The organism is Streptomyces sp. C10-9-1 (assembly GCF_024497955.1).
Lineage (GTDB): Bacteria > Actinomycetota > Actinomycetes > Streptomycetales > Streptomycetaceae > Streptomyces > Streptomyces sanyensis.
Genome location: NZ_JANHKP010000014.1, coordinates 30,312 through 49,754 on the forward strand (window position 1 = coordinate 30,312; position 19,443 = coordinate 49,754).

Consider the following 19,443-nt stretch of genomic DNA (forward strand, 5'->3'; position numbering starts at 1 on the left):
GTGGGACAGAGCAGGGTGCGCGAGGAGGGGACGCGGCAACGCGGACCGCATTCGGGCGGTTCCGGCAGGGACCGGGAGCCGCACGACGTCGGGACCCCCCGGGTCCCGGGTGCCCGCAGGGCACCGGAGGCCGAGCAGGACGCGCCCGACGCGGACCGGCCCCCGGCGGAGTCCGGTCCACGGCGGCGCGGAACACGCAGCCGCGCCAGACGCGGCAAACGGCGCATAGGCCGCTGGGTGGCCGTGTCGGTGTCGGTGCTGATCCTCGGCACCGCCGGCGCCGGCTACGCGTACTACGCGCATCTGAACGGCAACATCCGCAAGGGCGAGCGGAGTTCCGCCGACTCCGACGTCCGCAAGGCAACCCCCAACGCCGCGGGCCAGGTGCCGCTGAACATCCTGCTGATCGGCTCGGACAGCCGGAACTCCGACGCCAACCTGAAGCTCGGCGGCTCGAAGGAGAGCGTGGGCGCCAAGCCGCTGGCGGACGTGCAGATGCTGCTGCACGTCTCCGCCGACCGCAGGAACGCCTCGGTGGTCTCCGTCCCCCGGGACACCAAGGTCGACATCCCCCGGTGCACCGACCCCGTGAGCGGGGACGAGTACGCGGCGACACGGGGCCTGATCAACACCACCCTCGGCCGCGGCGGGCCCGGATGCACCCTCGCCACCTGGCAGGAGCTCACCGGCGTCTACGTCGACCACTGGCTGATGGTGGACTTCGCCGGCGTCGTGGCGATGGCCGACGCGATCGGCGGTGCCGAGGTGTGCGTGAAGGACAACGTCTACGACGGCCCGAAGCCCAACGTCCCGGGCGGCTCGGGGCTGCGCCTGGAGAAGGGCACCTGGCCCGTCCAGGGCGAGCAGGCCCTCCAGTGGCTGCGGACCCGCCACGCCTTCGAGAGCGACATCGGGCGCTCCAAGGCGCAGCACATGTACATGAACTCGGTGATCCGCAAGCTCAAGGACCAGAACGCCTTCACCGACACCGGGCACCTGATGGACCTGGCCGAGACCGCGACCGAGTCACTCACGGTCTCCCGGGAGATCGGCACGGTCAAGAAGCTGTTCGACCTCGGTATGACGCTCAAGGACGTGCCGACCGACCGCATCGCGATGCTGACCATGCCGCGCGTGCCCGACCCCGCGAACCCCGCTGCGCACGTCCTGCCCGCTCCCGGGGAGGCGGACCGCCTGTGGGAGATGCTGCGCGAGGACCTCCCGCTCGACGGCAAGGCGGGCGCGGGCGGTCCCGCACCCGCGGCCACCGCGTCCGAGGACCCTGCCGCGGCGCCCGCCGACATCGGCGTGATGGTGCGCAACGGGACCGGGGCCGGCGAGGCGGCGGTCCTGGGCAGGGCCACGGCCGTCGCCGCGGCACTCGACGGCAGGGGCTTCACCGGGGCGCGGACCGACCGGACGCCGGAGGCCGAGCGCCGCACCCAGGTGCTCTTCCCCAGCGCCGACCTGGAGGGCGACGCCCGGGCGATCGCCGCGGCGCTCGACGTCCCCGGCAGTGCGGTGCGCAAGTCGACCGAGGTCTCGGGGGTGACCCTGATCGTCGGCGCCGACTGGCGCACCGGGGACACCTTCCCGAAGGCGGACCCGGTGTCCGGCCCTCCGGAGAACACGGAGACCGTCATGGGCGACGACGAGGGCGCCTGCATGGACGTCTACGCGCCGTACCGCTTCTGACGAGGCGGCCCGGACGGCGCCCGGGTACCGGGAGCACGACGGCGCGGGCCCGCGCCCCACGGAAGCGGTGGGGGACGCGGGCCCGCGCCGTCCGTGTGCGGTGCGCGGGGCGGGGTCAGGCGGTGACCGCCCCGGCGGGACGGCGGCTCGCGATGACCTTCCGGGCCAGCGAACGGGGGCTGGTGAGGAAGCCGTACCCCCAGGACATGTGCATCGTGGCCAGCGCCACCGGGATCCGGAGACGGGCCTTCAGGGGCAGCCCCCGGCCCGCGGGGACGGAGCCGGCGGCGATGGCCGCGAGATAGCCGCCGGGCACCACCAGCGCCCACGGCGTCAGCGCCACCCCCGCCACGAGGCCCGCGGCGATGGCGCACACGGCGGCCGGCGGCGCCAGGTAGCGCAGGTTGATGGAGCCCTGGTGGTAGCGGGCGACCACATGGCGCCAGCGCCCGTAGTCCTTGTACTGCCTGGCCAGTGCCCGCACCGAGGGCCGCGGGCGGTACTGCACCTTCAGCTCCGGCGAGAACCAGATCAGCCCGCCGGCCTCGCGGATGCGGAAGTTGAGCTCCCAGTCCTGGGCGCGGATGAACTCCACGTTGTACCCGCCCTGCTGCTCCAGTGCCTCGCGGCGGAACACGCCCAGGTACACCGTCTCCGCCGGGCCGGCCGCGCCACCGGTGTGGAAGGCCGCGTTGCCGACGCCGATCCGGGAGGTCATGGCCGCGGCGACGGCGTCCTCCCAGGCGTTCTCGCCCTCGGCGTGCATGATGCCGCCGACGTTCTGCGCGCCCGTCTCCTCCAGCAGCCGCACCGCGGTGGCGATGTAGTTCGGCGACAGCATCCCGTGGCCGTCCACCCGCACCACGATCGGGTGGCGCGAGGCCTTGATCGCGGCGTTCAGCGCGGCCGGGGTGCGGCCGGTGGGATTCGGCACGGTGTGCACGCGGGGGTCCTCGCGCACGAGCTCGGCGGCGATCTCGTCGGTGCGGTCCGTGGACGGCCCGAGGGCGATCACCACCTCCATCTCGCCTGCGTACTCCTGGGCGAGGATGTGGCGGACCGCGTTGCGCAGATGCCGCTCCTCGTTGAGGACCGGCATGATCACGGAGACAGGGGGCGTGGCGTTCATCGCCGCCACGTTACCGCGAACGGGGGATGCGGCGGCGCGGCGGCCGATGGCGCTGATCGTATGGGCCTACGGTGCTCGGGTTCCCCTGTCGCCCGCGGAGGTGTCCCGTGCCCCCACCGCCCCGCCGCCCCCGCCGCCCGGCCCCCGTCCCGCAGCGGCGGCCCGGACGGCGCCCGGCGGCCCGGCCCGTGCGGCGGGCGCCCGGGGCCGACCGCCCCCGCTGGGGCATGCGCGTGGTGACCTCGCTGTCGGTCCTGGTGCTGGGGATCGGGGGCATCGGCCACGCGGTGGTGACGGGCCTGGAGAGCGGCATCGAGCGCGTCGACCCGTTCCGCGACATGAAGAACCGGCCGGACGGCGGGCGGGGGACGAACCTCCTGCTCGTCGGCACCGACGGGCGGGAGAAGATCACCGCCGAGGAGAAGCGGAAGTACCGGCTCGGCGGCGCCGGCTGCCACTGCACCGACACCATCATGCTCGTGCACCTCTCGGCCGAACGGGACCGCGCCAGTGTGGTGAGCCTGCCCCGGGACAGCTACGCGGAGATCCCGCAGCACACGGACGCCACCACCGGCGAGCGGCACAAGGCGCACCCGGTGAAGCTGAACGCCGCCTACTCCGAGGGCGGGCCGGCCCTGACGGTGCGCACCGTGGAGCACATGACCGGGGTGAAGATCGACCACTACCTGGAGGTCGACTTCACCAGTTTCATGCGCACCGTGGACACCGTCGGCGGGGTGGAGATCTGCACCACCCGCCCGATGAAGGACTCCCACACCGGGCTCGACCTGCCGGTCGGCTCCCATCGGCTGGGCGGCGGCGAGGCCCTTCAGTACGTGCGCTCGCGGCATGTGGACGGTGCGGCGGACCTCGGGCGGATGCAGCGCCAGCAGCGGTTCATGGCGGCCCTCATCCACCAGGCGAGCAGCACCGGCGTACTGCTCAACCCCGTCAAGCTGCGCTCGGTGGCCTCGACGGTGCTCGACTCGGTCAGGGCCGACAAGGACTTCGGCACCGAGCAGATGCTCGCCCTGGGGCGGGCCATGCGCGGCTTCTCCGCCGCCTCCTCGGAGTTCACCTCGGTGCCCGTCGGCGACGTGAGCCACCCGGTCAAGGGCATCGGCTCCACGGTGAAGTGGGACGAGAAGAAGGCCGAGAAGCTGTTCCGGCTGCTGCGCGAGGACAAGCCGCTGACCCCGCCGCGTCCGAAGGCCCCCGCCGCCACGCCCGTGGACGTCGCCCCGCAGCGGATCCGCGTGCAGGTCTACAACGGCACCCGCACCGACGGGCTGGGCCACCGCGTCGACGAGGCGCTGCGGGCCACCGGGTTCGACACCACGCGGACCCCGCGGAACGGTGGCGACGGCTCGGTCGAGCGCACCTACATCAGTTACGACCCGCGCTGGGACCGCTCGGCGAAGTCGCTCCGGACCGCACTGGGCGGCTGCGAACTGCGGGCCGCCAAGGGCCAGGGGCCGACGATGAAGGTGATGGCGGGGGAGGACTTCGACGGGGTGACCCCGGTGCGCGCCGAGGAGCGGCGGCGGGGCGAGTTCGGGGCGGTGACCGGCGACCAGGTGGTCTGCCCCTGAGCCGGGGCGGCGGACGGCCTCCCGGCGCGCGGGCCCCGGACCGTCCTCGGCGCGCTCCCGGTGCCGCTCAGGCGTCCATGCCCTCCGCGATGCGCTTCTCGCGCAGCTCCTTGATGGCCCGGCGCCGCGCCAGGCGGTGGGTGCGCCGGATCTGCGCCTCCTGGTAGCGCCTGCGGTCACGCTCCGTCTCCGGGACCACGGGCGGTACCGGACGCGGCTTGCCGTCCGCGTCGACGGCGGCGAAGACCAGGTAGGCCGAGCCGACCTGGGTCGCGGGCGTCGACTCGTTCCAGCGTTCGGCCATCACCCGGACGCCGACCTCCATGGAGGACCGCCCCGTCCAGTTGACCTGCGCCTTGACGTGGACCAGGTCACCGACCCGGACGGGCTCCAGGAAGACCATCTCGTCCATGGAGGCCGTGACGGCGGGGCCTCCCGAGTGGCGGCCCGCGACGGCCCCGGCCGCGTCGTCCACCAGCTTCATGATCACGCCGCCGTGCACCGTGCCGAGGAGGTTGGTGTCGTTGCCGGTCATGATGTGGCTGAGGGTGGTGCGGGACGCCGAGGTCGGCTTGCCCGGAATGCCGCTGTCCGGGCGCTGGGCCTGATCTGTCATGCCGTCCACCCTATGCCGGGACACGAGGTGGTCCGCATTGCATCAGCTTCGCTACAGGCCCGGTGTGATCCATCACCCACTCTGTCGGCGCGGACCGGCCCGGCGGCACACTGTTGCGCATGACTGACTGGCATGGGGGCCCCCGCCGCGGTGACGCCGGGGGCGGATGGACCGACGACGGCGGCGGCGACGGCCGCGGCTACGGGCGCGGCAGCGCCGGCGCCCAGCCCGAGAGCGCCCGTGTGATGCGCCACGTCCAGCGGCCCGCCCCGCCGCCCCGCCCGTCGGAGCCGCCGCAGCCGTCGGTGCCCCCGCAGCAGCGCGGACGCGCCCGGGAGGGCTACGACAGCGGCTACAACACGGGCCAGGTCTACGGGACGCCGTCGGGCGGCGGGCGGGTCCCGCCGCAGGGCGGCGACCCCTCCCGGCGGCCCGGCCCGCCTCCGGACTGGCGGCGGCGGATCAAGATCGGTTCGATCGTCGCGCTGGTGGCCGTGCTCGGCACGACCGTCGGGACCTATCTCTGGGCGGACTCCAAGGTCCGCCGGGAGGTGGACCTCTCCAAGGTCATCGAGCGGCCCGCGGAGGGCGACTGCACCACGTACCTGATCGTGGGCTCGGACAGCCGCGAGGGACTGTCCGCCGAGGAGAGGAAGAAGCTGCACACCGGCTCCGCCGAGGGCAAGCGCACCGACTCGATGATGGTCCTCGCCGCCTGCGGCAGCGGGAACACCATGATCTCCCTGCCCCGGGACTCCGACGTGGAGATACCGACCTTCGTGGGCTCCGAGTCGGGCAAGACCTTCCAGGGCACCGGCCGCCGGGTGAAGCTGAACGCCGCCTACGCCGAGGACGGCCCCGAACTGCTGGTGCGCACCGTGGAGCACAACACCGGCCTGCGGATCGACCACTACGCGGAGATCGGCTTCGCGGGCTTCGCGGGCATCGTCGACGCGCTCGGCGGTGTCGAGATGGACATCGAGAAGGGCTTCACGGACAAGAACTCCGGCGCGGACTTCGAAGCCGGGCGCCAGACTCTCGACGGGGAACAGGCCCTCGCCTTCGTCCGCACCCGGTACGCCTTCGCCGAGTCGGACCTGGCGCGGACGAAGAACCAGCAGAAGTTCCTGTCGGCCCTGGCCGGCCAGGCCGCGACCCCGGGCACGATCCTCAACCCGTTCAGGATCTACCCCGTGATGGGCGCGGGCCTGGACACCCTGATCGTCGACAAGGACATGTCCCTGTTCGACCTGGGGGAGATGTTCTTCGCCATGAAGGGCGTCACGGGCGGTGACGGCACCTCCATGAACATGCCGATCTCCGGTAGCCGCGGCGGGAACCTCGTCTGGGACAAGGAGAAGGTGCAACAGCTGGTGGAGCAGATCCGCAACGACGAGAAGGTCACCGTCACCGAGAACTGACGGGGCCGCCGCCAGGGGCCCGCCCTGGGTCCGCACCTCCGCCCCGGCCTCGGTGACGGCCCGGACGTACTCCTGCGTGCCCGGGCTGTGGCGGGCTGTGTGCCGCTACCGGGTCCTGGTCTTCCAGTCCGGGCAGTTCGTCAGCCACGGCGACGGCGGCCATGTGACCTTCCGCCGCTCCCGGTGAGGGAGCCTCCCACCGCGCGCCGTGCCCCGGCGATCCCTTCCGGATCGCCGGGGCACGGCGCGTGCGCCGCGTTCCGTGGCGCGGGCGCGCCCGTCAGGAGCAGGAGGTGAACTCCGGTGCGGTGTTGGCGCTGTAGACGGTGGCGCCGCCGCCCGGGGCGTCCTTCACCGGCACGGTGACGGTGTCCTCGGCCTGCCAGGGGAAGCCCTGGGCGTCGAAGGTCCAGGTGCCGGTGACCTGGCGGGCGAGCAGCGACAGGGTGACCCATCCGTACTGGGACGGGGGCACGGAGACCTGGATGCCGTTGCCGACCGAGCTGGAGCCCTGCCAGACGTTGCTGAAGGTCAGCTGGGTGCCCACCGTCGCCTGGAGGGCGGGGGCCGTGCCCGCGGTGAGGCTGGAGGACAGCGTGGTCCCGATGGAGCTGGACCAGCCGGTCGTCTCGGTCACGGAGAAGGTCTGCTGGGCGGTGGAGGCGGTGTTGTTGAACCAGACCGGGGAGGCGCACACCGTCGGCAGGGGTGCGGCCGGTGCCTCGTGCCGCACGCTCCACGAGCAGCTCGACGGGTTCTGCTGGCACATCCGGGCGCCGCGGTCGACGGCGAGGTCGAAGGCGGCGGGCGAGGTGGTCGACCAGCGCTGGTTGGGACGCCCGTGGCAGGTGGACCGGCCGGTCCAGGCGTCGTCGTACTGGGCGTCGGCGACGAGGTCGAGGCAGGAACCGTCGCTCTGGTTGCGGATCATGAAGGCCTCGTGCGATCCGGCGACCGGCTGGAAGTACCACTTCTGGCCGGCCTGGTTGCGGCAGGTCTGCTGCCGCAGGGCGGGCCAGCCGAGGGTGATGCACTTTCCGGTCGCGTCGTTGGCGATGGCGAAGGTGGACTCCACCGGATCGACCCTCAGGGTCCACGACTGGTGGTAGCCGGGCGCGGAGTTGGTGACGATGAAGGCTCCGTCGCCGGTGGAGCCGTTCTGCACGTCGAGGTTGCGGCCGTTGCTGACGGAGGTGAGCGGGATGCAGGCCAGCGGCGGCGAGCAGGCGGATGCCGCGGCCGGGGCCTCCTCGGCGGGCGGGGCGGCGGCGGCCGGGACGGCCAGCAGCCCGAGGACGACGCCGCAGACCGCCAGGGCGGCGGCGAGCAGGCGGGGCACGGCGCGTAAGCCGGCCGCGGGCGCTGCGGTGCGGGGTCCGGCAGGGAACGGGCGAGGTGTCACTGAGGGGCCTTCCTCTCGGGTCGGTACGCGGTTTCGCGTCGTGCGTGGTCTCTGCTCGGCCGGGGTGCGCGCCGCTCAGCCGGCGGCGAACTCCGCCTCCAGCCGGGGGACGTAGTCCACGAGGTCCTGCGCCCAGCAGCCGGTGTTGTGGCCGCCGTCGCAGTGCTCGCCCCAGCCCGTTCCGTCGCCGTAGGCCACGTAGTGCAGCGGGATGCCGAGCGCGTCCAGGCGTTCCTTGGTGTGCTGCGCGGCCGAGGCGCCCCAGAACTCCATCTCGCCCGGGTCGCCGCGGCCGTCACCGGCGTAGACGGCGATGCCGGTGTCGGCCAGCCGGTCCATGTGGGCGATGGGGTCGGCCTCGTTCCACAACCGGTCCGCGCCGAGGACCGGGTACGGGGACCCGAAGAGGGCGTCGCTGGAGACCGCCGGCCCGAAGTCGTGCCCGCAGGTGGGCCAGGAACTCCCCCCGCACAGCGGTGCGCCCACGTTGGTGAGCGTGGCGACGACCGCGGCCCGGATGACGGCGTGGCCGCGCGAGAGTTCGTTCGCCCCGGAGAAGGTGGCCACATGGCCGAAGAGTCCGGGGTGGCGCTGGGCGTAGTGCAGGGCGCCGAAGCCGCCCATCGAGATCCCGGCGACGGCGCGCTTGCCCCGCTCCCGCACGGTCCGGAGGTTGGCGTCGACGAACGGGAGGACCTGCTCGACGTGGAAGGTCTCCCAGCGCTGCGCGCCCGCGGCGGTGTCCTGGTCCCGCCAGTCCGCGTACCAGCCGCGGCGGCCGCCGTCCGGGATCACGGTGATCATCGAACGCGCCGCGGTCAGCGCCGGGTAGGCCAACGCGGGGTTGCCGGGGTCGTCGGACGCTCCGTGCAGGAAGTACAGGACGGGGTAGCGCCGTTCGGGTGCGTCGGCGTAGCCCTCCGGCAGCAGGATCCTGATGCGGTGCTCACCGGCGACCTCCGGGGTGGTCACGGTGATCACGAAGTTGGTGTCGGTGCCCGTCGCGGGGGCGGTCTGGGTGAGTCCGAAGCCGTCGTGCAGCTCGGGCGGGTCCGCCGCGGCGGAAGGGGGTGACGCGCCCAGCAGCGGTACGGCGGCGAGCGTCAGTGCCGAAGCCGCGGTCCCCGCGCGCCGCAGCGACCCGGCTAGCAGGGCGGCCGCGCGGCGTCGTAACGCTCCGGTGGGTGCGGCCTGTCCGGGGGCCGTGGTCCGGGTTCGGGATGCCATGGTCCGAGTGTGGAGCCGACGGATGACTTTGTAGAGGCGATTTCTAGAAAACTTTCCGCTTCACCGGTCGGGCCCCTGACGCACACCCACCCGCGCACGACGGCGGCGAATCCAGGTCCCCCGAACCGCCCACCCCTGCGAAGCGCCCCGCGAAGCGGGCGGCCGGGCCCTCACACCACGGGAGACCAGCCGCACGAAGGATCGTCGCGCACTTCTTCCTCTCGCTCGACGGAGCGGCGGAGGCGCCCCACCTCGGTCGGGCCCGCACCACCCGCAAGGGTGAGCTGACACCGTTCCTGGCCGTCCCTCACCTCGCGGCCGCTCGTCGCCGGTCCGCACAACATTCCGGTCATCCGGGACGTGGCGGAGGCCCGCAAGGACCTCGCGCTCGCCACGCTCTCCGCCATCACGCACGCCGGCGATCCGGCCATCGGTGCCATACTGAAAACGCTGTCCGCCGCTCTCCGGGACGCTCCGGAGGGCATCGTCGAACCCATCGTCGAACTGACCGCACAGGGCCTGGGCAACCGCCCGGCCGCAGAGCAGTGGAGGAACCTGGTGGCCGTGGACCTCTCCTTCTACACCTCCCCCCTCTCCGAAGAGATCCGCGACGAAGGCCGCGTGGAAGGCCGCGCGGAGGGCCGCGTGGAAGGCCGCGCGGAAAGTCTCCTGACCGTCCTGGAACTGCGCGGGGTCCGCCTCACTCCCGAGGCCCGCGAACGCATCGACGCCTGCCGCGACGCCGAGACCCTGCGCACCTGGCTCACCCGTGCCATGACCGCCGACTCCTCGGAGGACGTCTTCACGGAGGAGTAGCGCCCGCCCCGCAGGCCGGCACCGCCCGGCGTGCTCCCCGCGGAGCGCCCCGGCCCCCCTCCGCCCGTGTCCCGACGGCCCACCCGCCCCAGACACCCGCGCCGACCAGCGCGAGCAGGTCGCCCAGGGAGGGCCCCTGCACACAGCGTCCGGGCGCGGGCGACCCGCCCTCGCGGAGCGCCCCGCCCGCCGGGGGCGCGCCGGGCCGACCGGCCACCACCGCGACCTACGCGCGCTCGCGCGCGTGGGCCACGGCGCTGGGGGCGAAGCGGCCGACGATCGCCGGGGCCTCCCGGACGAGCGAGTCGTCGGTGAGCGCCTCCACCATGAACAGCGCGAAGTCCACACGGCGCGTCAGATCGCTGGCCAGTACCGGGTCCCCCACGTGCCGGCTCCAGACCGGGAGCCCCTGGCTCTCGCCCTCCTCCAGGGAGCTGCCGCGCACCACGGTCCACCGGGTGTCGCTGGCGAACACCCGGTCGCACGCCTCCACCTGGTCGTCGATCTCGACCAGCCGGAGCGCCTTGCCGACCCAGGCGGAGGCGCGGACCCCGGCACGGAAGAGGCGCGAGTAGTGGTCCTTGCCGTCGCGCGTGATATGCCAGCCGCAGGAGAACACCAGCCGCGCGCCGGGGCGCGCGTGGTCGAGCACCGCCTGGGCCGTCCCGGAGGAGTACTGGCGCACCCCCCAGGGGACGAGCACGGTCAGGACCCCGTCGCAGCCCTCGACCGCCCGGCGGATGACCTCGGGGTCGTTCGTGTCACCGGGGACGACGGTCATCCGGCCCTCGAACGCGGCGAGCTTCGGCACGCTCTTCTCCCGGCACACGCCGACGACCTCGTAGCCGCGGTCCAGCGCGTGCTGGACCATGTACTGCCCGAGCTTCCCCGAAGCTCCGACGATGCAGACCTTCTTCACACGATTCGCGTCCATGACACAGCCCCTCACCGGTACAGCAACCTTACCTTGTAAGGCAAGGTAGCCTTATGGCGTAAGGCAGTCAAGGAAGCGAAGAGGGAGGGCGCATGCCCGAGGGAGGGAAAGGCGGTCGCCGCAAGGCGTCCACCCGCACCCCGCTCAGCCGCGAGCGGGTGATCCGCGCGGCGGTCGCGGTGGCGGACGAGAAGGGCTCCGCGGCCCTCACCATGCGGGCCGTCGCGGCGCCGCTGGGGGTCGAGGCGATGTCGCTCTACCACCACGTCGCCGGAAGGGACGACATCCTCGACGGCATGGTGGACGCCGTGTTCGAGGAGATCGACCTGCCACCGCGCGACACGGACTGGAAGAGCGCCCTGCGCCACCGGACGGACTCCGCGCGCGCGGCGCTGCGACGGCACCCCTGGGCCGTCGGCCTCATGGACTCCCGCAGCCGCCCCGGCCCCGCGACGCTGCGGCACCACGACGCCGTCCTCGGCACCCTGCGCGCCGGGGGCTTCTCGGTCCCCATGGCGGCGCACGCCGTCTCACTGGTGGACAGCTACCTGTACGGCTTCGTGATGCAGGAGCTGAGCCTGCCGTTCACGAACCCGGACGAGCTGGACGACGTCGCGAGCGGGATCCTCCGCGAGATGCCCGCCGACACCTACCCGCACCTCACCGAACTGGCCACCGAGCACGCCCTGAAGCCCGGCTACTCCTACGGGGACGAGTTCACCTTCGGCCTCGCCCTGATCCTCGACGCCCTCCACCCGGACGAGCCGGGGAGCGCCTGAACCGGCACCCGCGACCGGGGGCCGCGCCACCCGCGCCACCCTGCGGGCTCGACCGGGACCGGAGCGCCGGTTGCGGCGGGCCGGAGCCCGGGAACGAGGCGGCGGGCCGGCCGACCCGCAGCACGGCGCCCACGACGACAGCCCCCGGCGTGACGCCGGGGGCTGTCGTCGTGGGCGCCGGTTGGCGGCCGCTTCCCGGCCGTGTCCGACTGCAAGAACCCTGCTACGGCAGGTTCCTCGCCATCACGATCCGCTGGACCTGGTTCGTGCCCTCGTAGATCTGCGTGATCTTGGCGTCGCGCATCATGCGCTCCACCGGGTAGTCGCGGGTGTAGCCGTAGCCGCCCAGGAGCTGGACCGCGTCGGTGGTGACCTCCATGGCCACGTCGGAGGCGAAGCACTTGGCCGCGGCGCCCTGGAAGGTGAGGTCGGAGTCACCCCGCTCGGACTTGGCCGCCGCCGCGTAGGTGAGCTGACGTGCCGCCTCGATCTTCATGGCCATGTCCGCGAGCATGAACTGGACGCCCTGGAAGTCGGCGATCGGCTTGCCGAACTGCTTGCGCTCCTGGACGTAGCCCTTGGCGTAGTCGAGGGCGCCCTGGGCGATGCCGAGCGCCTGGGCCGCGATGGTGATGCGGGTGTGGTCCAGGGTCTTCATCGCCGTCGCGAAGCCCGTGCCCTCCTCGCCGATCATGCGGTCGGCGGGAATGCGGACGTTGTCGAGGTAGACCTCGCGGGTCGGGGAGCCCTTGATGCCGAGCTTCCGCTCCGGAGCCCCGAAGGACACGCCCTCGTCGCCCTTCTCGACGACGAAGGCCGAGATGCCCTTGGAGCGCTTGTCCGGGTCGGTGACGGCCATGACCGTGTAGAACTCGGAGACGCCCGCGTTGGTGATCCAGCGCTTCACGCCGTTCAGGACGTAGTGGTCGCCGTCACGCACGGCCTTGGTCTTCATGCCCGCCGCGTCGGAGCCCGCGTCCGGCTCGGAGAGGCAGTAGGAGAACATGGCGTCGCCCTTGGCGAGCGGCGTCATGTACCTGGCCTTGAGGGCCTCGGAGCCGGAGAGGATCACCGGGAGCGAGCCCAGCTTGTTGACGGCCGGGATCAGGGAGGAGGACGCGCAGACCCGGGCGACCTCCTCGATGACGATCACGGTGGCGAGGGCGTCGGCACCCGCGCCGCCGTAGGTCTCCGGCACATGGACGGCGTGCAGGTCGGAGGTGACGAGGGCGTCCAGGGCCTCCTGCGGGAAGCGGGCCTCCTCGTCCACGGCCGCGGCATGGGGCGCGATCTTCGCCTCGGCCAGGGAGCGGACCGTCTCGCGGAGCATGTCGTGCTCTTCGGACGGGCGGTACAGATCGAAGTCGGCCGATCCTGCCAAGGTCTCTCACTCCCCAAGCTGCTAACTACCGTTAAGTAACCCAATTTTAGACGGCACCGGCGCTCGGGGCATAGGTGAGCTTGGCGACAGCGGCCGCACGGGGCGGCCGCGGGGCCTTCGGAAGCGCCGCCGCGTCCCGGCCGGGCGGGCGGGCGGGTGGGTCGTGGGCCGCCGTCCGGAGCGCGGATATGCTCGGGCGCGCACCCGGCCGCACCGCCGGGGCGCACCCGCCCGCATCGTTACTGGAGCACGCATGGCCCTCAAGATCACCGTGATCGGCACCGGCTACCTGGGGGCCACCCACGCGGCGGCCATGGCGGAGCTCGGATTCGAGGTCCTGGGCCTGGACGTGGTGCCCGAGAAGATCGAACTGCTCTCCTCCGGCCGGGTGCCGATGTACGAGCCCGGCCTGGAGGACCTGCTGCGGCGGCATGTCGCCGGGGCCGAGGGCTCCACCGGCCGCCTGCGGTTCACGACCTCCTGGGAGGAGGTCGGCGCCTTCGGCGACGTCCACTTCGTGTGCGTGAACACGCCGCAGAAGCACGGTGAGTACGCCTGCGACATGAGCTTCGTGGACGCGGCCTTCGCCTCGCTCGCCCCGCACCTGCACGGCCCGGCACTGGTGGTCGGCAAGTCCACCGTGCCGGTGGGCAGCGCCGAGCGGCTGGCCCGGGTGCTGGAGGAGCAGTCCCCCGGCGATGTGGAACTCGCCTGGAACCCGGAGTTCCTGCGGGAGGGCTTCGCCGTCGACGACACCCTCCACCCGGACCGGATCGTGGTCGGCGTCCGCAGCACGCACGCCGAGAAGCTGCTGCGCGAGGTGTACGCCACGCCCGTCGCCGAGGGCTCGCCCTTCGTGGTGACCGACTACCCCACCGCCGAGCTGGTCAAGACGGCGGCCAACTCCTTCCTGGCGACCAAGATCTCCTTCATCAACGCCATGGCCGAGGTCTGCGAGGCGGCGGGCGGCGACGTGGTGAAGCTGGCCGAGGCCATAGGGCACGACGAGCGGATCGGGCGGAAGTTCCTGCGGGCGGGCGTCGGCTTCGGCGGCGGCTGCCTGCCGAAGGACATCCGCGCCTTCATGGCGCGGGCGGGCGAGCTGGGCGCCGACCAGGCGCTCACCTTCCTGCGCGAGGTGGACTCCGTCAACATGCGCCGACGCGGCCACATGGTGGAGCTGGCGCGCGAGGCCGTCGGCGGGGGCTCGTTCCTGGGCAAGCGGGTCGCGGTGCTGGGCGCGACCTTCAAGCCGGACTCCGACGACGTCCGGGACTCGCCGGCGCTGAACGTCGCGGGCCAGATCCAGCTCCAGGGCGGGCAGGTGACCGTCTACGACCCCAAGGGCAACGACAACGCCCGGCGCCTGTTCCCGACGCTCGCCTACGCGGACTCGGCTCAGGAGGCGGTGCGGGGCGCCGATGTCGTGCTGCACCTCACCGAGTGGCGCGAGTTCCGCGAGCTGGACCCGGCGGTGCTGGGCGAGGCCGTGTCCGGCCGGATCATCCTGGACGGGCGCAACGCGCTGGACGGGGAGGCCTGGCGCGCGGCGGGCTGGACGTACCGGGCGATGGGCCGCCCCCGGGCCTGAGCGGCCTCCCGGCCCGCGCCCCCGGAAAGGCGCCGCGGCCGGCCGGCACCCCGCCCGGGCGACGGGCCGCGCCGGGCGGACCGCCCGCGGCTGCGGCCCCGTCGCCGGAGGCGGCGCCGCGGCCCCGAGGGGATGCGTCAGACAGGCCCCTGGGCGCCCCCCGTGCCCGGGTCGGCACCCCCCGCCGCACCGGAGGCGCCCGCCCCGCCGGGCCGCCCCGGCGCCGCCCTGCGTGCGCGGTAGGTGCGCATCTTGGTGCGGGCCCCGCACACGGACATCGAGCACCAGCGCCTGCGGGCGGCCGGGCTGCGGTCGTAGTAGGCCCAGCGGCAGTCCTCCGCCTCGCACGCCTTGAGGCGTTGCCAGGTGCCGTCCGCCGCCCCCGCCGCGATGGCCTCGGCGACCCTGGCGGTCAGCGTCGGCGCCCCGGCCGGGCGCAGCACGGCTTCTCCCCCGGGGCCGACGGCGACCTGAAGGGGGGTCTCGGCGAGGAGCGGGCCGAGTGCCGTCGCGCTCCCGTGGCCGGCGTGGGCGAGGCAGGCGGCGCGCAGGGCCTCACGCAGGACGCGGACGTCCTCGGCCTCCTCCGCGGCGAAGCCGAAGCGCTCGCGGTTCCGCGGGGTGTCCAGGGCGTCCGCACCGGTCTCGACGTCCAGTGTGTTCACCAGGGCCTCGATGAGGGCGAGGCCGCCGGGCGCGGAATTCCGCTCGTTCATGGTTGCGACGTTACCGCCGATGAGGCAGCATGCAGTAACGGTTACCCGTTGAAGCTATCAACAGGTAACACCGAACGGAGGAGGAGCAGGTATGAGCATTGCCAGGCTGGGGTCCGTCGTCCTGGACTGTCCGGACCCGGTCGCCCTCGCGCGGTTCTACGCCGAGCTGCTCGGCGGCGAGGTCGAGGACGGCGGGAACGGCTGGGTGGACCTCAAGGGCGGTACCGCCCCGCTGGCCTTCCAGGCCGCTCCCGGGCACATGCCGCCGAAGTGGCCCTCGCCGGAGCGCTCGCAGCAGTTCCACCTGGACGTGCTGGTGGAGGACATGGACACGGCGGAGGAGCAGGTGCTGGCCCTGGGCGCCACGGTGCTCGACGCGGCCGACGGCTCCCCCGGCTTCCGGGTCTACGCCGACCCGGCGGGCCATCCGTTCTGCCTCTGCGCGGCCTGAGCGGCGCACCACCGCGGGCGGAGCCGGAGAAGGGGGTGCGCGGCATCGCCGCGCACCCCCTTCCAGCTCGCCGCCCCGGCGCCTCAGCCGACCCCGTCGAGCTGCTCGATCGTCGCGTTGGACGGACCCCGCTCGGCGGTGAGCCCGCGGGCCACGTCCTCGGCCGCACGGAGCACCCGGACGGCGTTCTGCCAGGTCAGCTTGGCCAGATCGGCCTCGGACCAGCCGCGGCGCAGCAGCTCGGCGACCAGGTTCGGGTAGCCGGAGACATCGTCCAGCCCGGCCGGCGTGAAGGCGGTGCCGTCGTAGTCCCCGCCGATGCCGATGTGGTCGACACCGGCGACCGCACGCATGTGGTCCAGGTGGTCGGCCACCGTGGCCGCGGTGGCGAGCGGGCGGGGGTGGGCGGCCTCGAACTCCTCGTGGACCTTCATCGCCACCGGCGTCGTGTCCAGGGGGTGGAGTCCGTGCTCCCGCATGTTCTCGTCCGCTGCGCGGGTCCAGTCGACGGCCGCGGGCAGGATGAACTTCGGCACGAAGGTGGCCATGGCCACGCCCCCGTTGGCCGGGAGCAGCGCCAGCACGTCGTCGGGGATGTTGCGCGGATGGTCGCAGACGGCCCGCGCCGAGGAGTGCGAGAAGATCACCGGCGCTGCCGAGGCGGCCAGCGCGTCGCGCATGGTGCTCGCCGCGACGTGCGAGAGGTCGACCAGCATGCCGAGGCGGTTCATCTCGCGCACCACCTCGCGTCCGAAGGCGCTGAGGCCCCCGACCCCGGGGGCGTCGGTGGCCGAGTCCGCCCAGGCGGTGTTGTCGTTGTGGGTGAGCGTCATGTACCGCACGCCCAGGGTGTGGAGGGCGCGCAGGGTGGCCAGCGAGTTGTTGATGGAGTGGCCGCCCTCCGCCCCCATCAGGGAGGCGATCCGGCCCTCGGCCCGGGCGGCCTCCATGTCGTCGGCGGTCAGGGCCCGGGCCAGGTCCGCCGGGTAGCGGGCCAGCAGCTGCCCGACCGCGTCGACCTGCTCCAGCGTGGCGCTGACCGCCTCGTCGCCGGAGAGGTCGCTGCGGACGTACACCGACCAGAACTGCGCGCCGACACCGCCCGCGCGCAGCCGGGGGATGTCGGTGTGCAGCCGGCCCCGCTGGTCCGCCGCGACGTCCAGGCGGTCCAGGTCGTAGCGGACCTGCTGGCGCAGCGCCCAGGGCAGGTCGTTGTGCCCGTCCACGACGGGATGGGCGGCGAGCAGCTCGCGCGCCCGGGTCAGGTGGTCCGTGGGGGTCGTCATTCGGGGTTACTTCCCGGCCCCCTGGCTCCCGAAGCCGAACGCGTCCGCACCGGCCGCCCGTGCCCGCAGGCGCTTGCCCTTCTCCGTCGCCTGGTCGTTCAGCTCCTGCTGGAAGGCGCGCATCCGGTCCATCAGCTCCCCGTCCTGGGTGGCGAGGATCCGGGCGGCGAGCAGCCCGGCGTTGCGGGCGCCGCCGACGGAGACGGTGGCCACCGGGACCCCGGCCGGCATCTGCACGATCGACAGCAGCGAGTCCATGCCGTCCAGGTACTTCAGCGGGACGGGCACGCCGATGACCGGCAGCGGGGTGACGGAGGCCAGCATCCCCGGCAGGTGGGCCGCTCCCCCGGCGCCCGCGATGACCGCCTTCAGGCCGCGGTCCGCGGCCTGCTCGCCGTAGGCGATCATCTCGCGGGGCATCCGGTGGGCGGAGACGACGTCGACCTCGTAGGCGATCTCGAACTCGTCGAGGGCCTGGGCGGCCAGCTCCATGACGGGCCAGTCGGAGTCCGAGCCCATGACAATGCCGACGACAGCGCTCATTCGGTGATCGTTCCTCGCAGGTAGTCGGCGGCGTGACGGGCGCGCTCCAGCACGTCGTCGAGATCGTCGCCGAAGGTGTTGACATGGCCGACCTTGCGGCCGGGCTTCACGTCCTTGCCGTACATGTGGATCTTGAGCTGCGGGTCCCGGGCCATGCAGTGCAGGTACCCCTGGTACATGTCCGGGTAGTCGCCGCCCAGGACATTGCACATCACGGTCCAGGGAGCGCGCGGACGCGGGTCCCCGAGCGGCAGGTCGAGCACGGCCCGGACGTGGTTGGCGAACTGCGAGGTCACCGCGCCGTCCTGGGTCCAGTGGCCGGAGTTGTGCGGCCGCATCGCCAGCTCGTTGACCAGGATGCGCCCGTCGGTGGTCTCGAACAGCTCGACCGCCAGGTGGCCGACCACGCCGAGTTCCCGGGCGATGCGCAGCGCCAGCTCCTGCGCCTGGCCGGAGAGCTCCGCGCCGAGGCCGGGGGCCGGAGCGATCACGGTGTCGCAGACGCCGTCGACCTGCCGGGACTCGACCACGGGGTACGCGACGGCCTGGCCGTGCGGGGAGCGGACGATGTTCGCGGCGAGCTCGCGCACGAAGTCGACCTTCTCCTCCGCGAGCACCGGGACGCCGGCCTTGAACGGCGCCTCGGCCTCGGCCCGCGAGCGCACGAACCACACGCCCTTGCCGTCGTACCCGCCGCGGACCGTCTTGAGGATCACCGGGAACCCGCCGGCCTCCTCGGCGAAGGCCGCGACGTCCGCCGGGTCCGCGACGATGCGGTGCCGCGGGCAGGGCGCGCCGATGGCGTCGAGCCGCTCGCGCATCACGCCCTTGTCCTGGGCGTGCACCAGGGCGTCAGGCCCCGGGCGGACGGGGATGCCGTCGGCCTCCAGGGCGCGCAGGTGCTCGATGGGCACGTGCTCGTGGTCGAAGGTGATCACGTCGCAGCCGCGCGCGAAGGCGCGCAGGGTGTCCAGGTCGCGGTGGTCGCCGACGACGACGTCGCCGACGGCCTGGGCCGCCGAGTCCTGGGGAGTGTCACTGAGGAGCTTGAACTTCAGGCCGAGGGGGATACCCGCCTCATGGGTCATTCGGGCGAGCTGACCGCCACCGACCATGCCGACTACCGGGAACGTCACCCCTTCAGGGTATCCGCCGAGGCGACCGCCTCCGTCCCCCGTATGTTCCGACAAGCGGTGTAGCGGCCGTCACACCGCCCCCGTGCGGCCCGGGCGGCCCGGTGGCCGCGTGGTTAGCATGACGGTGTCGACACTGCCGCTCGACACCGCCGACACGGCGAAGCCGACGAGGTTGGACACCCACCATGAGCGAACGAGGCGGAGGACTGCGCGGGCGGCTGCGGCGGCTCGCGCGGGAGGCGGCCAGGTTCGGTGCCGTGGGGGGCGCGGGCCTGCTGGTCAACCTGGGCGTGTTCAACCTGGTGCGCCATGCCACGGACCTGCCGGTGGTGCGGGCGTCCGTGCTGGCCACCGTGGTGGCCATCGCCTTCAACTACCTCGGCTTCCGGTACTTCGCCTACCGCGACCGGGACAAGAGCCGCCGCACCCGCGAACTCTCGCTCTTCCTGCTGTTCAGCGCGGCGGGGCTGGTGATCGAGAACGGCGTCCTGTACGCGGCCACCTACGGCTTCGGCTGGGACACCCCGCTCCAGAGCAACGTGTTCAAGTTCCTCGGCATCGGGATAGCGACGCTGTTCCGGTTCTGGTCCTACCGCACCTGGGTCTTCCGGACACTGCCCGCGCGGGAGGCGGTGCAGCGGGCGGAGGCCGTCCTGGAGCAGCGCCGCGTCCGCGAGCCGGCACCGGACCCGGTGGGCCGGCGCTAGTGCGGCCCGGCCCGGGGCGGG

At 73.1% G+C, this 19,443-nt stretch carries 17 protein-coding genes and 1 pseudogene; 8 read left to right on the forward strand and 10 right to left on the reverse strand.

Features of this window, described 5'->3' with window-relative positions; all coding sequences use genetic code 11:
* The gene (locus tag NPS70_RS20405) at positions 1 to 1,695 is read left to right on the forward strand and encodes an LCP family protein (RefSeq protein WP_374212033.1); all 1,695 of its coding nucleotides are present in this window, start codon (positions 1 to 3) and stop codon (positions 1,693 to 1,695) included.
* Positions 1,696 to 1,810: 115 nt separating this feature from the next.
* Here NPS70_RS20405 and NPS70_RS20410 read toward each other — a convergent pair whose 3' ends face one another.
* Positions 1,811 to 2,824, reverse strand: a complete 1,014-nt coding sequence (locus tag NPS70_RS20410; protein ID WP_256525793.1) for a glycosyltransferase family 2 protein — start codon at positions 2,822 to 2,824, stop codon at positions 1,811 to 1,813.
* Between the two features lie 227 nt (positions 2,825 to 3,051).
* Here NPS70_RS20410 and NPS70_RS20415 point away from each other — a divergent pair, with 227 nt between their 5' ends.
* Positions 3,052 to 4,416 (forward strand): LCP family protein, encoded by a 1,365-nt coding sequence (locus NPS70_RS20415; protein WP_256525794.1) that lies wholly within the window; start codon positions 3,052 to 3,054, stop codon positions 4,414 to 4,416.
* A 67-nt stretch (positions 4,417 to 4,483) separates the two neighbouring features.
* Here NPS70_RS20415 and NPS70_RS20420 read toward each other — a convergent pair whose 3' ends face one another.
* Positions 4,484 to 5,032: an acyl-CoA thioesterase gene (locus NPS70_RS20420; RefSeq protein ID WP_256525795.1), complete on the reverse strand. Its 549-nt coding sequence runs from the start codon at positions 5,030 to 5,032 to the stop codon at positions 4,484 to 4,486.
* Between the two features lie 119 nt (positions 5,033 to 5,151).
* On the opposite strand from NPS70_RS20420, the gene NPS70_RS20425 reads away from it, so the two are divergent.
* Positions 5,152 to 6,453, forward strand: coding sequence for an LCP family protein (locus tag NPS70_RS20425; protein WP_256525796.1), 1,302 nt, complete (start codon positions 5,152 to 5,154; stop codon positions 6,451 to 6,453).
* 280 nt (positions 6,454 to 6,733) lie between these two features.
* On the opposite strand, the gene NPS70_RS20430 is transcribed toward NPS70_RS20425, so the two are convergent.
* The gene (locus tag NPS70_RS20430) at positions 6,734 to 7,792 is read right to left on the reverse strand and encodes an RICIN domain-containing protein (protein WP_256525797.1); all 1,059 of its coding nucleotides are present in this window, start codon (positions 7,790 to 7,792) and stop codon (positions 6,734 to 6,736) included.
* A 138-nt stretch (positions 7,793 to 7,930) separates the two neighbouring features.
* Complete coding sequence (locus tag NPS70_RS20435) at positions 7,931 to 9,082, reverse strand: alpha/beta hydrolase family protein (protein ID WP_256525798.1); 1,152 nt, start codon at positions 9,080 to 9,082, stop codon at positions 7,931 to 7,933.
* 297 nt (positions 9,083 to 9,379) lie between these two features.
* On the opposite strand from NPS70_RS20435, the pseudogene NPS70_RS20440 reads away from it, so the two are divergent.
* Positions 9,380 to 9,898 (forward strand): annotated as a pseudogene (locus tag NPS70_RS20440) (hypothetical protein); the annotation flags it as partial.
* A 226-nt stretch (positions 9,899 to 10,124) separates the two neighbouring features.
* Here NPS70_RS20440 and NPS70_RS20445 read toward each other — a convergent pair.
* The gene (locus NPS70_RS20445) at positions 10,125 to 10,832 is read right to left on the reverse strand and encodes an NAD(P)-dependent oxidoreductase (RefSeq protein ID WP_256525799.1); all 708 of its coding nucleotides are present in this window, start codon (positions 10,830 to 10,832) and stop codon (positions 10,125 to 10,127) included.
* A 92-nt stretch (positions 10,833 to 10,924) separates the two neighbouring features.
* On the opposite strand from NPS70_RS20445, the gene NPS70_RS20450 reads away from it, so the two are divergent.
* A complete protein-coding gene (locus tag NPS70_RS20450; protein WP_256525800.1) occupies positions 10,925 to 11,611 on the forward strand; it encodes a TetR/AcrR family transcriptional regulator in 687 nt (228 codons plus the stop codon).
* A 223-nt stretch (positions 11,612 to 11,834) separates the two neighbouring features.
* Here the strand turns inward: NPS70_RS20450 and NPS70_RS20455 are convergent, their stop codons facing one another.
* The gene (locus NPS70_RS20455; protein WP_256525801.1) at positions 11,835 to 12,992 is read right to left on the reverse strand and encodes an acyl-CoA dehydrogenase; all 1,158 of its coding nucleotides are present in this window, start codon (positions 12,990 to 12,992) and stop codon (positions 11,835 to 11,837) included.
* A gap of 253 nt (positions 12,993 to 13,245) precedes the next feature.
* On the opposite strand from NPS70_RS20455, the gene NPS70_RS20460 reads away from it, so the two are divergent.
* Positions 13,246 to 14,583 (forward strand): UDP-glucose/GDP-mannose dehydrogenase family protein, encoded by a 1,338-nt coding sequence (locus NPS70_RS20460; protein WP_256525802.1) that lies wholly within the window; start codon positions 13,246 to 13,248, stop codon positions 14,581 to 14,583.
* Between the two features lie 137 nt (positions 14,584 to 14,720).
* Here the strand turns inward: NPS70_RS20460 and NPS70_RS20465 are convergent, their stop codons facing one another.
* Positions 14,721 to 15,299, reverse strand: a complete 579-nt coding sequence (locus NPS70_RS20465; protein WP_256525803.1) for a CGNR zinc finger domain-containing protein — start codon at positions 15,297 to 15,299, stop codon at positions 14,721 to 14,723.
* Positions 15,300 to 15,390: 91 nt separating this feature from the next.
* On the opposite strand from NPS70_RS20465, the gene NPS70_RS20470 reads away from it, so the two are divergent.
* Complete coding sequence (locus tag NPS70_RS20470; protein WP_256525804.1) at positions 15,391 to 15,750, forward strand: VOC family protein; 360 nt, start codon at positions 15,391 to 15,393, stop codon at positions 15,748 to 15,750.
* A gap of 83 nt (positions 15,751 to 15,833) precedes the next feature.
* Here NPS70_RS20470 and NPS70_RS20475 read toward each other — a convergent pair whose 3' ends face one another.
* The 3 genes from NPS70_RS20475 to NPS70_RS20485 are packed head-to-tail and all read right to left on the reverse strand — an operon-like array spanning position 15,834 to position 18,769.
* A complete protein-coding gene (locus NPS70_RS20475) occupies positions 15,834 to 17,036 on the reverse strand; it encodes a dipeptidase (RefSeq protein WP_256525805.1) in 1,203 nt (400 codons plus the stop codon).
* 6 nt (positions 17,037 to 17,042) lie between these two features.
* Positions 17,043 to 17,579, reverse strand: coding sequence for a 5-(carboxyamino)imidazole ribonucleotide mutase (gene purE / locus NPS70_RS20480; RefSeq protein ID WP_256525806.1), 537 nt, complete (start codon positions 17,577 to 17,579; stop codon positions 17,043 to 17,045).
* Positions 17,576 to 18,769: a 5-(carboxyamino)imidazole ribonucleotide synthase gene (locus tag NPS70_RS20485; RefSeq protein ID WP_256525807.1), complete on the reverse strand. Its 1,194-nt coding sequence runs from the start codon at positions 18,767 to 18,769 to the stop codon at positions 17,576 to 17,578. Before NPS70_RS20485 ends, purE begins: the two co-directional genes overlap by 4 nt.
* A gap of 131 nt (positions 18,770 to 18,900) precedes the next feature.
* Here NPS70_RS20485 and NPS70_RS20490 point away from each other — a divergent pair, with 131 nt between their 5' ends.
* The gene (locus tag NPS70_RS20490; RefSeq protein WP_256525808.1) at positions 18,901 to 19,422 is read left to right on the forward strand and encodes a GtrA family protein; all 522 of its coding nucleotides are present in this window, start codon (positions 18,901 to 18,903) and stop codon (positions 19,420 to 19,422) included.
* Positions 19,423 to 19,443 lie beyond the last annotated feature (21 nt).

Bases quoted from the DNA above. Each gene is read 5' to 3' on its own strand.
- NPS70_RS20410 (WP_256525793.1), bottom strand. From the start codon at position 2,824: ATGAACGCCACGCCCCCTGTCTCCGTGATCATGCCGGTCCTCAACGAG.
- NPS70_RS20415 (WP_256525794.1), top strand. From the start codon at position 3,052: ATGCGCGTGGTGACCTCGCTGTCGGTCCTGGTGCTGGGGATCGGGGGC.
- NPS70_RS20420 (WP_256525795.1), bottom strand. From the start codon at position 5,032: ATGACAGATCAGGCCCAGCGCCCGGACAGCGGCATTCCGGGCAAGCCG.
- NPS70_RS20425 (WP_256525796.1), top strand. From the start codon at position 5,152: ATGACTGACTGGCATGGGGGCCCCCGCCGCGGTGACGCCGGGGGCGGA.
- NPS70_RS20435 (WP_256525798.1), bottom strand. From the start codon at position 9,082: ATGGCATCCCGAACCCGGACCACGGCCCCCGGACAGGCCGCACCCACC.
- NPS70_RS20445 (WP_256525799.1), bottom strand. From the start codon at position 10,832: ATGGACGCGAATCGTGTGAAGAAGGTCTGCATCGTCGGAGCTTCGGGG.
- NPS70_RS20450 (WP_256525800.1), top strand. From the start codon at position 10,925: ATGCCCGAGGGAGGGAAAGGCGGTCGCCGCAAGGCGTCCACCCGCACC.
- NPS70_RS20460 (WP_256525802.1), top strand. From the start codon at position 13,246: ATGGCCCTCAAGATCACCGTGATCGGCACCGGCTACCTGGGGGCCACC.
- NPS70_RS20465 (WP_256525803.1), bottom strand. From the start codon at position 15,299: ATGAACGAGCGGAATTCCGCGCCCGGCGGCCTCGCCCTCATCGAGGCC.
- NPS70_RS20470 (WP_256525804.1), top strand. From the start codon at position 15,391: ATGAGCATTGCCAGGCTGGGGTCCGTCGTCCTGGACTGTCCGGACCCG.
- NPS70_RS20475 (WP_256525805.1), bottom strand. From the start codon at position 17,036: ATGACGACCCCCACGGACCACCTGACCCGGGCGCGCGAGCTGCTCGCC.
- purE (WP_256525806.1), bottom strand. From the start codon at position 17,579: ATGAGCGCTGTCGTCGGCATTGTCATGGGCTCGGACTCCGACTGGCCC.
- NPS70_RS20490 (WP_256525808.1), top strand. From the start codon at position 18,901: ATGAGCGAACGAGGCGGAGGACTGCGCGGGCGGCTGCGGCGGCTCGCG.